This is a genomic window from Streptomyces reniochalinae (assembly GCF_003323735.1).
Classification (GTDB): domain Bacteria; phylum Actinomycetota; class Actinomycetes; order Streptomycetales; family Streptomycetaceae; genus Streptomyces; species Streptomyces reniochalinae.
This window is the reverse complement of the sequence record NZ_QOIM01000027.1, coordinates 30,433-43,177: the sequence shown is the minus strand read 5'-3', so window position 1 is coordinate 43,177 and position 12,745 is coordinate 30,433. Positions and strand designations below refer to the sequence as shown.

The following is a 12,745-nucleotide window of genomic DNA, read 5'->3' as shown; positions in this document are numbered from 1 at the left end:
CACCGGTTCGAAAGATCGTCCGACGATCGGCGGAAGAGCGCCCTGCGGTCGGTACGCGGTCCGGGAAACCCGGGAAACGGGGTGCGGGGAGGAGCGGAATGGGCACGGTCACGGCGCAGGCGCCACAGGGCGGAGGCGACGCGGAGCCCGGAGAGTTCGGCGACGTACGGGAGCGGCGGCGCGAGCAGCGCGGCTGGTACTTCTACGACTGGGCCAACTCCGTCTTCTCCACCAGTGTGCTCACCGTCTTCCTCGGCCCCTACCTGACCGAGGTGACCAAGGCGGCGGCGGACGCGGACGGGTACGTGCACCCGCTGGGCATCCCGGTGCGCGCCGGCTCCTTCTTCCCGTACGCGGTCTCGGCCTCCGTGCTGCTGTCGGTGCTCGTGATGCCGCTGGCCGCCGCGTTCGCCGACCGCACCGGACGCAAGAAGCCGCTGCTGGGGGCCGCGGCCTACCTGGGCGCCGGAGCGACGACGGGCATGTACTTCCTGGACGGCGACCGCTATCTGCTCGGCGGTGTGCTGCTGGTGGTCGCCAACGTCAGTTTCGCCGTCTCGGTCGTGCTCTACCACGCCTTCCTGCCGCAGATCGCGCCGCCCGAGGAGCGCGACGCGGTCTCCTCGCGCGGCTGGGCGTTCGGCTACGGCTCCGGGGCGCTCGTGCTGGTGGCGAACCTGGGCCTGTTCCTCGGCCACGACGCGCTGGGCGTGGCCGAGTCGGTGGCCGTCCGGATCTGCCTGGCGTCGGCGGGCCTGTGGTGGGCCGTCTTCACCGTCGTACCGCTGCTGCGCCTGCGGGAGCGGCCCGTCGCCGCGCGGCGCGAAGCGGGCCGTGCCTCCTTCGGGCAGGGGTTCCGCCAGTTGGCCGGAACGCTGAGACAGTTGCGCCGCTACCCGCTGACCCTGCTCTTCCTGCTGGCGTACCTGCTCTACAACGACGGCATCCAGACCGTGATCACCCAGGCGTCGGTCTACGGCTCCGAGGGCCTCGGCCTCGACCAGACGACGCTGATCGGCGCCATCTTGCTGGTGCAGGTCCTCGCGGTGGCGGGCGCCCTGCTGCTGGGCAGGATCGCGGCCCGGTACGGCGCCAAGCGCGCCATACTGGGCTCGCTCGTGGCCTGGACGGTGACGGTGGCCGCGGGCTACTTCCTGCCCCGCGGGGAGCCGGTGTGGTTCTACGCGCTGGCGGTGGGCATCGGTCTCGTGCTGGGCGGCAGCCAGGCGCTGTCCCGCTCCCTCTTCTCGCATCTGGTGCCCGCGGGCAAGGAGGCGGAGTACTTCGCGCTGTACGAGATCAGCGACCGCGGCACCAGCTGGCTGGGGCCGCTGGTGTTCGGGCTGGCCTTCCAGCTGACGGGCGACTACCGGTACGCGATCCTGTCGCTGGTGGTCTTCTTCGCCCTCGGTTTCGTCCTGCTGGCGCGGGTACCCGTGCGGCGCGCGGCGGCCGCCGTGGGCAATGTCGCACCGGGACGGATTTAGACCTGAGGGTGCCGGGCCGGTAGTGTACGCGTTTGGCCCACCGGACTGACCGTTACTGCGTGCAGAAGAGATGCGAACAGTGGGTGACATCTCCTGTCATTTGTGACAAACCGGTCACCGGCGGGTACCGCAGATCAACGAAGCGGCGGCACGAGGAGCAGCGGCGTGCGGCCCCTCCGTCACGAGTGGAGGTGCGTGACGGGTGGGTGATCTCCCCACGCGGGAATCTTCACCGGCGGCCGGACGTTGACCGGATGACGACGACAGCGACACCTGTCCTGTGGGCGACCAGCCCGGGAGGCACGAATTCATGAGTGAGCGAGCTCTTCGCGGCACGCGACTCGTGGTGACCAGCTACGAGACCGACCGCGGTATCGACCTGGCTCCGCGCCAGGCCGTGGAGTACGCATGCCAGAACGGACATCGTTTCGAGATGCCGTTCTCGGTAGAGGCCGAGATTCCGTCCGAGTGGGAGTGCAAGGTGTGCGGTGCACAGGCTCTCCTGGTCGACGGCGAGGGTCCTGAGGAGAAAAAGAGCAAGCCCGCGCGTACGCACTGGGACATGCTCATGGAGCGGCGCACCCGCGAGGAACTCGAGGAGGTCCTCGCCGAGCGGCTCGCCGTGCTGCGTTCGGGCACCATGAACCTCGCGGTGCACCCCCGTGACGACAGCGGGAACAAGCGCAAGTCCGCCTGACCCCCGTCGGCCAAGGCGCCGAGTACACGGCGAAGGGGCCCGGTCCACGCGACACCAGCGTGGACCGGGCCCCTTCGTGTGCCCGGACTGCGCAAACCGTATCTCGCGCGTCTGTCCGGGAGGGGGACCGGCCACGTGCGTCCGTCCGGGACCTGTCACGTCCGTCCCGGACCTGTCACGTGCGTCCGGGGCGCTCTCGTGCACCCGTCCGGTCCGGGCACATTCCCCGGACCGGTCGCGGCACGGCCCTCAGCGCCCCTGCTCGCCGCCGCGCCCGCGCTCGGCGTCGGGCCCCTGCTCGCCGCCGCGCTCCGGGGGCTCGTCGTCGCGGACGACCTCGCCCTGGACGACCTTGCCGTCGGGACGGTGCATGCGCGCCTGCTGCTCGGCCGCCCGCGCCTGCTGGTAGGTGTCGCCGAGCCCGCCCGGCGCGAAGCCGCTGCGCCGCTCCAGGAACCGCTCGGTGGTGCCGCGCAGCAGCTTGGCGGTCGGCGGGAAGAGGCACAGCAGTCCGGCCGCGTCCGTCAGCAGGCCCGGAATCATCAGCAGCAGACCGCCCAGCATGGCGGTGCCGTTGCCACCACGGCCGTGCGCCCCGGGTTTTTCGTCGGTGGTGCCGCCGGAAGGCCCTCCGGCCCTGGCCTGGTCCTGGGCGCGCTGCACCGTCTCGGCGAGGTTGTTCCAGGCGCGGCGGCCCGCTCGCTTGATCACGGCCGAGCCCAGCACCAGGCCCGCGACCAGCACCAGGAACACGGTGAACCCGCCGGCCGCCTCCCCCACCAGGATCAGCAGCCAGATCTCCAGCACGATCCACGCCGCGACGGCCAGCGGTACCAGCGTCCGGGCTCGGGAACGGGGCGGCCGGGGCGGCGGTGTGCCACCGGATCCGGATCCGTCACCACGCCCCTGACCGCCGCCTGAACCGCCCGAGTCCTGTCCTGAGGGCCCGTACGGAAAGGGTGCACGCGTCGTCATGTCTCCAGTGTGCCTGGCGGCGCGGAGGGAGTGGCCGGGAGGGAGCTGAGCGGCGCGGAGGGAGCGGCGGGAGGGTTCAGTGCTCCTTGCGGTGGGTGACCCTCTTGACCCGGTCCTCGACACCCCATGCCGCGATCCGCCACAGGGCCTCCGCCATGATGTCCCGGCTCATCTTCGAGTCGCCGCGCTCCCGCTCGACGAAGGTGATCGGGACTTCCACCACGTGGTAGCCGGCGTGCACGGTGCGCCGCGTGAGGTCGACCTGGAAGCAGTAGCCCTGGGAGGTGATGGCGTCCATGTCGATGCCCTCCAGCGTCTCCTTGCGGAAGGCGCGGAAGCCCGCCGTCACGTCCCGCACGTCCACGTCCAGGAGCAGCCGCGAGTAGGTGCTGGCGCCCCGGGAGAGGAACTCGCGGGACTTGGGCCAGTTGACGATGCGGCCGCCGGGCACCCAGCGGGACCCGATGACCAGGTCGGCGCCGCCCAGCGCGGTCAGCAGCCGGGGCAGCTCCTCGGGCGGGTGGGAGCCGTCGGCGTCCATCTCGACCAGCACGCCGTAGCCGGCCTCGATGCCCCAGCGGAAGCCCGCCAGGTAGGCGGCGCCCAGGCCCTCCTTGCCCTTGCGGTGCAGCACGTGCACGTGGGCGTCCTCGGCGGCGATCTCGTCGGCGATCTTGCCGGTGCCGTCCGGGCTGTTGTCGTCGGCGACGAGGACGTGCGCCTCGGGCACGGCCTCTCGCACCCGGGAGACGACGGGTGCCAGGTTGTCGGCCTCGTTGTAGGTCGGAATGATGACCAGGGCTGTGCCGAGGGGGCCGTACCGCCGCTGTCCGCCGTCCTTCACTGGTGCTGCCCCTCCGTTTGAGCCTGTCGGTCGTGCTGATCGTGGTCGGTGTCTTCCGGTCCTTCCCCCTGCCCGTCGGCACCCGCGGCGGCCGTGGTCGTGGCCGCCGCGTCGCGGGCGCCGCGCTTCCCGCGGCCGAGGAGCCAGGCCCCGGCGCAGGCGAGCACGCCCACGATAGCGATCACCCACTCGGGAGCCGCACCGACGCGGTCGGCGACGGTGAGATCGTCGCGCAGCGGAAGCGTCCCTGTCAGCACGTCCTGCGTGAACTCCCGCGTGCGCTGCGTGACGGTGCCGTCGGGCGCGACGACGGCGCTGATGCCGCTGGTCGCCGCCGTCACCACGGCGCGCCCGTGCTCGATGGCGCGCAGCTTGGACATCACCAGCTGCTGCTCGGGCTGGCCGGTGTTGCCGTAGGTGGCGTTGTTGGTCTGGACGACGAGTGCGCGGGCGCCGTCCTTGACGGTGTCCCGGGGGATCTCGTCGTAGGCGACCTCGAAGCAGATGACGTCGCCCAGCCGGGCGGGTCCCGTCTGGAGCACCCCGGTGTGATCACCCGGAGAGAAGTCCCTGGGGATCTGCTGGAGGCGGGTGATGACTTTGCTGAGCTGGTCGCGGAAGGGAACGTACTCGCCGAACGGCACCGGGTGCTGCTTGGTGTAGGAGGCTCCGGCGCCCTTCTTCGGGTCCCAGACGATGCCCTGGTTCTCGACGTAACCCTGCTTGGTGGGGTGGTCGACGAGAGCCCCCACGAGGACCGGGACGCCGACGGCCTTGACGGCCTCGTCGATGCGGTCGCCCGCCTCGGGGTACTTGTAGGGGTCGAGGTCGGAGGAGTTCTCCGGCCAGATCACCAGGTCCGGCTTCGGCTCCTTGCCCTGCTCGATCCGCTCGGCGAGGTCGAGGGTGGCCTCGGCGTGGTTGTTGAGGATCTGCATGGGCCGGCCGAGGAAGTCCATGCCGGGTTGCTGCACGTTGCCCTGGACGACGGCGATCCGGGCCGTGCCGGCGGCCTTGGTCGGTACCGGCACGGCGAACCCGGCGACGGTGACGGCAGCCGCCAGCGCGAGGGCACCGAGCCCGGTGACGTAGGCACGGGTGGTGCGGGCGGTGGGCCGGCGCAGCCGCCAGGCGGTGAGCGCGACGGCCGCCGACAGCGTCCCCGTCAGCGCGACCGCGAAGGTGACGAGGGGAGCGCCCCCGAGTGCGGCCAGCGGGGTGAAGGGCGATCCGGTGTTCGCGAAGGCGAGGCGCCCCCAGGGGAAGCCCCCGAACGGGAGGCGGTCGCGGAGGAACTCCTCGGTCACCCACAGGCAGGCACCCCACAGCGGCCATGCCGGCAGCCGCGAGGTGACGGCGAGCCCGGCGCCGAGGCCGAGCACGAACAGCCCCTGCAAGAAGGCGAGCCCGATCACCGCGTCCCAGCCGACGACGTGCAGCCACTTGAGCAGGACGAGGAAGAAGGGCCAGCCGAAGGCCAGCCCCGACCACGCTCCCTGGCGGCCCGTCCGGCCCCGGGTGAGCAGACTCAGCGCGGCGACGGCCACCAGCGAGAGCGGCCACAGGTCGTAGGGCGGGAACGCGAGCGCGAGCGCCACGCCGCTGAGGGCCGCCAGCGCCGTGCGGCGCCACTCCCGCCGTGCCAGCGCCGCCGGCCGCCGCAGCCTGCCGGGGCGTTCGGACCTTCCGGGGCCGCCGGTTCCGGGCGGAACGTCACTGCGCGCGTCGTGCCCTTCCGCCGGCGCGGTCGCGCTCTCCTCGCGGGGCGGCGGCTCGGCGGGTGCCGCGCTGACGCCCTCGGGCGCGCTGCGGGGCGCGGCGGGTGCCGCCTTGCGCTCCCGGGAGCCGTCCGGGGCGGAGGCGGGGGTGGTGTCGGGGCCCGATGCCAAGGTCGCGGCCTTCCTAGCAGGTCGTGCGGTGCGGGTCGTGCGGTGGTGAGGTGACCGTACAACGCGCGGGGGCCGCCAGGGGCCGCGGGAGGCGTAAAGCGATGGGCACGCGGGCGCCCCGAGAACCGGAGGGGCGGATCTGCGGATCGGGGCCCGGCGCCCTTCGGGCCGACCTGGGACCCGCTGGCTGCGGATCTACCGAAAGCCGTTGTCTACTGAGCGTCCGGGCCCCGTACCGGGTCACACCCGCCGGCCGGCGGAGCGCATCTGTTCCCCGTGCCGTCGGCGCTGGACCTGGCTCGCAGCGGTGGTGCGCCGGTGCGGTACACCACCCCTGGCCCAGCGGGGTTCGACGACAGCGTGGAAGCTCCCCGGTCGGACGTCCTTTTGGTGGACGCGGCCGAACCTACCGGGCTCCGGGCGTTCGTTGTCAACAGCCCGCCTACCTGGGGTGTTTCGAGAAATCAGCAGGTCAGTAGCGAGGAGAGGAGCACGGCACGGCGGACGGAGGGGTCTCGTTCAGCCGTATCGCGCCGCTGACATCACTCGTCCGGCCGTGCGTAGACCGTGCGTCCGCCGACCACCGTCCGCAGGCAGACGGGCACCTCGCCGCCCGGCGTCAGGTCGGGCAGCCCCGGGGTGCCGGAGCGCGGGTCGGTGGACCAGTTGGCCACGCGGGTGTCGGGAGCCTGGACGATGAGCGGCCCGGTCCGCCACACCGCGTAGTCGGCCGGTGCTCCGGGGACGAGGACGCCCGCGTCGTCGCGGCCGAGGGCGCGCCAGCCGCCGCGGGTGTGGGCGGTGAAGGCGCCGCGCACGGAGATCCGGTGCGCGTGGGTGCGGTGGAAGGCGGCGGCCCTGACGGTCTCCCAGGGGCCGAGCGGGGTGACGGGGCTGTCGGAGCCCAGCGCGAGGGGCACCCCGGCGCGGAGCAGTGCCGCGTACGGGTTGAGGGTGGCGGCCCGTTCGGCGCCCAGGCGCCGCGCGTACATGCCGTCCGCGCCGCCCCAGGCCGCGTCGAAGCCCGGCTGCACGGAGGCGGTGAGGGCGAGGTCCGCGAAGTCCGCGACGGCCGCCTTTGTCAGCATCTCGGCGTGCTCGACGCGGTGCCGGGCGGCCCGCACGCGGGCCGTGCCGACGCTCTCGGCGGCGCGGCGCACGCCGTCGGTGACGGACCGGATGGCGGCGTCGCCGATGGCGTGGAACCCGGCCTGGAGCCCGGCCTCGGTGCAGGCGGCGACGTGGGTGGCGACGGTGGCGGCGTCCAGTTGGCCGTTGCCCGTGGTGCCGGGAGCGTCCGCGTACGGGGAGCACAGGTGCGCGGTGTGGGAGCCGAGGGAGCCGTCGGCGAAGAGGTCACCCGCCGCGCCGAGCGCGCCGAGCTCCCTGACCCGGTCCGCGTCCTTTGCGGACGTGACGAGTTCCGCCCAGTATCCGAAGACCCGAGGGCCGGCTTCCGCCGCGGCGAGTGCGAGGAGGGAGGTGAAGTCCTCCTCACCGGAGATGTCGGGGCCCGCGCACTCGTGCAGCGCGCCGATGCCGAGCGAGGCGGCGTGCTCCCGGGCAGCCCGCTGGGCCTCGGCGCGCTGGTCCGGGGTGAGGGTGGCGTGCGCGGCCTCGCGCACGGCGTGGTGCGCGTCGCCCGTCAGGGGCGCGTCGGCGCTGTACCCCGCGCGGGTGGTGACCCCCGGCACCACGTCGAGCATCGCCGTGGTGGCGAGGGCGGAGTGGACGTCGATCCGGGTCAGGTAGAGCGGGCGTCCGCCGGTGGCAGCGTCGAGCTCCGCACGGCCGGGGTGGCGCTGCTCGGGCCAGGCGGAGGCGTCCCACCCCGTGCCCAGCAGCACCCGGTCGTGCGGCCGTTCCTCGGCGTACGCGCGGACGCGGGCGAGCGCGTCGGCGAGCGTGCGGGCGTCCGACAGGTCGAGGCCCGTCAGCGCCAGTCCGGTCGCCGTGGTGTGGACGTGCGCGTCGGTGAACGCGGGGGTGACGAGGGCGCCGTCGAGGAAGACGACCTCGTCGACGTTCTCGGCGAACGAGTCGGCAGCACCCTCCGAACCGATCCAGGCGATGCTGTCGCCCTCCACCACCATCGCGGTCGCGAACGGGTCGGCGGGGCTGTGGACCTCGCCGCCGCGCAGCAGCAGGGTGCGGGGCGTGGCGGGGGTTGTGCTGTCGCTCATGGGCACAGTCTCCCGCTTACGGGCGCCGCGCCGTCGCGCGGGGTGGACCGCCCCCGGCCGGTGCGCGGAGCGGCCGGGCCCGCGAGCGGGCTCAGACGCGGGGAGGGCGGGCCTCGTACGGCGTGGAGAGGACGACGGTCGTGCGGGTGGAGACGCCGGCCAGGGTGCGGATCCTGGCGAGCAGGTGCTCCAGCTCGATGGGGGTGGCGACCCGCACCTTGAGGATGTAGTTCTCGTCGCCCGCGACGCTGTGGCAGGCCTCGATCTCGGGCACGTCGGCCAGCCGGTCCGCGATGTCGTCCGGGGCACTGGGGTCGAACGGTTTGACGGAGATGAAGGCCATCATCGGCAGCCCGACGGCCTCGGCGTCCACGAGCGCGGCGTAGCCGCGGATGACGCCGCGCTGCTCGAGGCGGCGTACGCGCTGGTGCACGGCCGAGGTGGACAGGCCGGTGGCCTTGCCCAGGTCGGTGTAGCTCATCCGCCCGTCCTTGACGAGCAGTTCCACGATCTGACGGTCGAGTTCCTCCACAGCGGATCACCGTAGCGCCCCGGCGTCGTCCGCGCAGCGAGTGCGCCCCGGCGCACGGGGACGGCGCGCCGTGGCACGCGGGGGCAGCACCGGAAGCACGGAACCATGAGGTATGTGATGAAGGCCACACTTATGCACCGGCGTCCAACGGCACGGGGCGATTACGCGTGTGGCACGACGGGAAGTGCTTGCTGTGGCCGGAGCCGAGAGCCCGGCCGTTCCATCAAGGGGGATCCACATGCGCACGACGAAGTCCCGCTCCGCTCGCCAGGACACCGCTCACCTGAGCGACGCTCACCAGGGCGAGGCGACTGCCCTCCTGGACGGCTCCGACGTTTCCGACGAGCCGCCGGGATCCGTTTTCGAGGACGAGATGTACGAAGCCCTCCGTGTCCGGTGCCCCGACTGCGCCCAGGCGATCGCGGTCTTCTCCCAGGAGCGCGAGCTGCCGCGCCACGGACTGTGCGCCTCACCGTGGAACCCGTTCGGCCTGACGGTGTGCCAGGGCTCCGGCCGCCCGGTGCGGGACGCCCGGCCGTGGGACCGCGAGCCGAAGGAGCACACGGTCGGCGAGCTGCTGCGGCTGCCCGAGAGCCTGGACTGGCGCACCCAGCCGTTCTCCCACGTGGTGCTCCCCGGCTCGCGCCCGGCCAAGCGCGCCCGCGTCGGGGTCGAGTGACCACGCGTCACACCCCCCGAACGACGGTCAAGAGTTGACGGCACGTCAGCTCGCGCGGCAGCCAGAGGCGCCCGACGGTCGCGGCACCACCGGCGACGCACGCGCCGAGCCTGCCCGTGTGGCGGAGTGGTGAGGCGGCTGAGCGGGCGTTTCCTCCCCCTCGCCTCCGAGGAAGAGCTGAGCGCACAGCACCGTACGGCCCCGCGTAGGACCCGTACGGCTGGGGACCCGGGCATCCGAGGAGGCGGCCATGGCGAAGGCGAGCACGAAGAGCAGGACGAGCACGAAGAGCAGGACGAACACGAAGAGCGGGACCGGCAGCGGGCCGAGCCGGTCCGGCGGCGCGAACAGTGCCGACGGCTCAGGCAGCACCAAGAACGCGGGCGGCAAGGCCGGGAGCAACGGCGGCAGCACACGCGGCAGGCAGAGCCGGCAGCAGGCGCTGGTGCGGGAGCTGCTGAAGCGGCACGGGACGACCTACGCGCAGGACGCGGGGATCACGCTGCGCGACACCCCCATGCCCCTGTACCAGCTGCTGGTCCTCTCCATGCTGCTGTCCGCGCGGATCCGGGCGGACATCGCGGTCGCCAGCGCGCGGGCGCTCACGGACGCGGGCATGAAGAGCCCGCGGCGGATGGCCGACGCCACCTGGCAGCAGCGGGTGGACGCGCTCGGCGTCGGCGGCTACCGCCGCTACGACGAGCGCACCTCCACGATGCTCGGCGACGGCGCGGAACTGGTACTCGAACGGTGGGGCGGCGACCTGCGCAGGCTGCGCGGGAGCGACGATCCCGAGGGCGCCCTGCGTGAGGTGCCCGGCATCGGGCCCATGGGCGTCTCGATCTTCCTGCGCGAGGCCCAGGCGGTGTGGCCCGAATACCAGCCCTATCTGGACAGCAAGGCGCTCCAGGGCGCGCGGAAGCTGGGGCTGCCGGAGTCGGCCGGGAAGCTGGCCGACATGGTGAAGAAGGAGGAGCTGGCGCCGCTGGCGGCCGGACTGGTGCGGGCGGCGCTCAGCTCGAAGGTGGCCGAGGAGGTGCGCCAGGCCGCCGGGGCCTGAGCGCTCGGGCCGCCTACGGCTCCACCAGCGCCTGCACCGGCAGGTGGTCGCTCGGGTACTGCCCGTCGCGCGCGTAGGTGAGGATCTCCGCGCGGCGTGTGCGGACCCCGGGCGAGGCGAGGATCCAGTCGATGCGGTCACCGTCCGGCACCAGCGGCTCGTAGCCGTGGAAGGTGCCGTACAGCTTGCTGCGGCGTTCGGCCGTGTCCCAGGTGTCGGTCAGCTTTCCGTCCGAGAGCAGCGTGTCGTAGACGGGGTTGGCGTGCGCGGGGACGTTGAAGTCGCCCGTGACCAGTTGCGGAAGCGCCGGGTCCAGTCCGCCGAGCCGGTCGGTGATGAGCGCCGCCGAACGTTCGCGGGAGTACTGGTTCTGGTGGTCGAGGTGGGTGTTGAGGTGGTACAGCTCGCGGTCGGTGGCCAGATCACGGAACCGTACCCAGGTGACCATCCGGATGACGGTGTTGCCCCACGTCGTCGAACCGATCAAAGCGGGTTGGTCGGAGAGCCAGAAGTGGTCGAATTCTAGCGGGAGCAGTCTGCGGACGTCGTAGAAGACGGCCACGAACTCGTTCCTGCTGCCGCCGGCCCGGCCGGTGCCGATCCAGTCGTAGCGGGATCTGCCGAGGTCCGCCGCGATGTCCTTCAGCTGCGCGTAGAGCCCTTCCTGAGTGCCGATCAGGTGCGGGCGCTCGCGCTGGAGCAGCGCCCGGGTGACCGGGCGCCGCTCGGGCCAGCTGTGGGGCGGGGTCTCGGAGGCGTACCGCAGGTTGAACGACATGACGCGGAGCGCCCGGCTCCGGCCGCCGTCCCCGGGGCCGCTCGCCCGGGCGGTGGCGGCGTGCGCGGTGGCGGCGTGCGCGCCGGCGGCGCCGGCCGCCGCGAGGGGAGCGGCGAGCGCCGCCGCCGCGGCGGTACGGATGCCGCCTCGGCGGGTGAAGCGTGGTGCGGCTGACGACATGTGAGTCCTCCCTGGGTCCTGAGTGGATCTGGGTGGTTCTCGTACGCCCCCGCGGGGCTTCAGCTCTTGCTCTCCGGGCCCGCCAGATGGCGGGCGATCACCATGCGCTGGATCTGGTTGGTGCCCTCCACGATCTGCAGGACCTTCGCCTCGCGCATGTACCGCTCGACGGGGAAGTCCGTCGTGTAGCCGTAGCCGCCCAGCAGTTGCACGGCGTCGGTGGTGACGCGCATGGCGGCGTCGGTGCAGAAGAGTTTGGCCATCGCGGCCTGCCGGGAGAACGGCTCGCCCGCGTCGCGGCGGCGCGCCGCGGTGAGGTAGAGGGCGCGCCCGGCCTCGATCTGCGTGCCCATGTCGGCCAGCGCGAAGCGCAGCCCCTGGAAGTCGGCGAGGGGACGGCCGAACTGCTCGCGCTGTGCGGTGTAGGCCAGTGCCTCCTCCAGTGCGGCCTGGGCGAGGCCGACGGCGCAGGCCGCGATGCCCAGGCGCCCGGCGTCCAGGGAGGAGAGGGCCACGGTGAAGCCCTGCCCCTCCTCGCCCAGCCTGCACGTGTCGGGGACGCGCACCTGGTCGAAGTGCACCTGGGCCGTGGGGGAGCCGTTCAGCCCCATCTTGCGCTCCGGCGGTGCGGCGCTCAGGCCCTCCGCGTCCGCGGGCACGAGGAAGGCGGTGATGCCGCGTGGGCCGTCCTCGCCGGTACGGGCCAGGACGGTGTAGAAGTCGGCCACACCGCCATGGGTGATCCACGCCTTGGTGCCGTTGAGCACCCAGCCCCCGCCGTCCCCGTCCTCCCGGACAGCGCGGGTGCGCAGGGAGGCGGCGTCGGAGCCCGAGGCGGGCTCGGACAGGCAGTAGGCACCCAGCAGGCCGCCGCCGAGCATGTCGGGCAGCCGTTCGGTGCGCTGCTCCTTGCTGCCGAAGTGGGCGAGCCCGTGGCAGGAGAGGGAGTGGACGCTGGTGCCGAGCCCGACGGTCAGGCGCGCCGCCGCGAGCTCTTCCAGCACCTGGAGGTAGACCTCGTAGGGCTGGCCTCCGCCGCCGTGTTCCTCGGCGTAGGGGAGGCCCAGGAGGCCCGAGCGGGACAGGAGGCGGAAGGTCTCGCGCGGAAAGGTGCCGGCCGCCTCTTCCCCGGCGGCCGCCGGCTTGATCTCGCGCCGCACCAACTCGCGTACGAGGCCCAGCAGATCGCGCGCCTCGTCAGTGGGCAGTTCGCGTTCCACCGGCTGGGGACCGTCCTGGGGCATGGTGCGCGCTCTCCTTCGGATCGGGGAACTGCGGCGGTCGCGCCGGGGTGTGGAGGGCCGCCGTGGGTACCGGCCCGCGCGGGCCGGGAGTGCCGCTGCCTCAGCCGTGATACTGCACCGTCGGATCGCGACGGTGGCTGACCAGCGGCTGCGGCGAGTTGGAGTATGCCCGATCGCACGCCCTTCGTCACCGGCGC

The 12,745-nt window shown here is 73.0% G+C and carries 11 protein-coding genes; 4 read left to right on the top strand and 7 right to left on the bottom strand.

Annotated elements, in window-relative coordinates; translation table 11 throughout:
* The first annotated feature begins 98 nt into the window (after positions 1–98).
* Together DQ392_RS09205 and DQ392_RS09200 are read left to right on the top strand one after the other, a co-directional pair.
* On the top strand, positions 99–1,487 hold the full coding sequence (locus DQ392_RS09205) for an MFS transporter (RefSeq protein WP_114015048.1): 1,389 nt from the start codon (positions 99–101) through the stop codon (positions 1,485–1,487).
* Between the two features lie 310 nt (positions 1,488–1,797).
* Positions 1,798–2,184 (top strand): RNA polymerase-binding protein RbpA, encoded by a 387-nt coding sequence (locus tag DQ392_RS09200; protein ID WP_114015047.1) that lies wholly within the window; start codon positions 1,798–1,800, stop codon positions 2,182–2,184.
* A gap of 249 nt (positions 2,185–2,433) precedes the next feature.
* Here DQ392_RS09200 and fxsA read toward each other — a convergent pair whose 3' ends face one another.
* The 5 genes from fxsA to DQ392_RS09175 form a co-directional block, all read right to left on the bottom strand.
* The gene (gene fxsA / locus DQ392_RS09195) at positions 2,434–3,159 is read right to left on the bottom strand and encodes an FxsA family membrane protein (RefSeq protein WP_114015046.1); all 726 of its coding nucleotides are present in this window, start codon (positions 3,157–3,159) and stop codon (positions 2,434–2,436) included.
* A gap of 76 nt (positions 3,160–3,235) precedes the next feature.
* Complete coding sequence (locus tag DQ392_RS09190; RefSeq protein WP_114015045.1) at positions 3,236–4,003, bottom strand: polyprenol monophosphomannose synthase; 768 nt, start codon at positions 4,001–4,003, stop codon at positions 3,236–3,238.
* A complete protein-coding gene (gene lnt / locus DQ392_RS09185) occupies positions 4,000–5,892 on the bottom strand; it encodes an apolipoprotein N-acyltransferase (protein WP_114015044.1) in 1,893 nt (630 codons plus the stop codon). The genes DQ392_RS09190 and lnt overlap by 4 nt, the downstream gene beginning before the upstream one ends.
* A 542-nt stretch (positions 5,893–6,434) precedes the next feature.
* Positions 6,435–8,075, bottom strand: a complete 1,641-nt coding sequence (locus tag DQ392_RS09180; RefSeq protein WP_114015043.1) for an amidohydrolase — start codon at positions 8,073–8,075, stop codon at positions 6,435–6,437.
* A gap of 91 nt (positions 8,076–8,166) precedes the next feature.
* The gene (locus DQ392_RS09175) at positions 8,167–8,607 is read right to left on the bottom strand and encodes an Lrp/AsnC family transcriptional regulator (RefSeq protein WP_114015042.1); all 441 of its coding nucleotides are present in this window, start codon (positions 8,605–8,607) and stop codon (positions 8,167–8,169) included.
* A gap of 238 nt (positions 8,608–8,845) precedes the next feature.
* Here DQ392_RS09175 and DQ392_RS09170 point away from each other — a divergent pair, with 238 nt between their 5' ends.
* The gene (locus DQ392_RS09170; protein ID WP_245981282.1) at positions 8,846–9,286 is read left to right on the top strand and encodes a hypothetical protein; all 441 of its coding nucleotides are present in this window, start codon (positions 8,846–8,848) and stop codon (positions 9,284–9,286) included.
* A gap of 442 nt (positions 9,287–9,728) precedes the next feature.
* Positions 9,729–10,346: a hypothetical protein gene (locus DQ392_RS09165; RefSeq protein ID WP_114015096.1), complete on the top strand. Its 618-nt coding sequence runs from the start codon at positions 9,729–9,731 to the stop codon at positions 10,344–10,346.
* Positions 10,347–10,359: 13 nt separating this feature from the next.
* Here DQ392_RS09165 and DQ392_RS09160 read toward each other — a convergent pair whose 3' ends face one another.
* Positions 10,360–11,304, bottom strand: a complete 945-nt coding sequence (locus DQ392_RS09160; protein ID WP_114015041.1) for an endonuclease/exonuclease/phosphatase family protein — start codon at positions 11,302–11,304, stop codon at positions 10,360–10,362.
* Between the two features lie 59 nt (positions 11,305–11,363).
* A complete protein-coding gene (locus DQ392_RS09155) occupies positions 11,364–12,548 on the bottom strand; it encodes an acyl-CoA dehydrogenase family protein (RefSeq protein ID WP_114015040.1) in 1,185 nt (394 codons plus the stop codon).
* Positions 12,549–12,745: the final 197 nt, after the last annotated feature.

What these genes read in the sequence shown, in the direction of transcription:
- DQ392_RS09205 (WP_114015048.1), top strand. Translation starts at nt 99, where the DNA reads ATGGGCACGGTCACGGCGCAGGCGCCACAGGGCGGAGGCGACGCGGAG.
- DQ392_RS09200 (WP_114015047.1), top strand. Translation starts at nt 1,798, where the DNA reads ATGAGTGAGCGAGCTCTTCGCGGCACGCGACTCGTGGTGACCAGCTAC.
- fxsA (WP_114015046.1), bottom strand. Translation starts at nt 3,159, where the DNA reads ATGACGACGCGTGCACCCTTTCCGTACGGGCCCTCAGGACAGGACTCG.
- DQ392_RS09180 (WP_114015043.1), bottom strand. Translation starts at nt 8,075, where the DNA reads ATGAGCGACAGCACAACCCCCGCCACGCCCCGCACCCTGCTGCTGCGC.
- DQ392_RS09170 (WP_245981282.1), top strand. Translation starts at nt 8,846, where the DNA reads ATGCGCACGACGAAGTCCCGCTCCGCTCGCCAGGACACCGCTCACCTG.
- DQ392_RS09160 (WP_114015041.1), bottom strand. Translation starts at nt 11,304, where the DNA reads ATGTCGTCAGCCGCACCACGCTTCACCCGCCGAGGCGGCATCCGTACC.
- DQ392_RS09155 (WP_114015040.1), bottom strand. Translation starts at nt 12,548, where the DNA reads ATGCCCCAGGACGGTCCCCAGCCGGTGGAACGCGAACTGCCCACTGAC.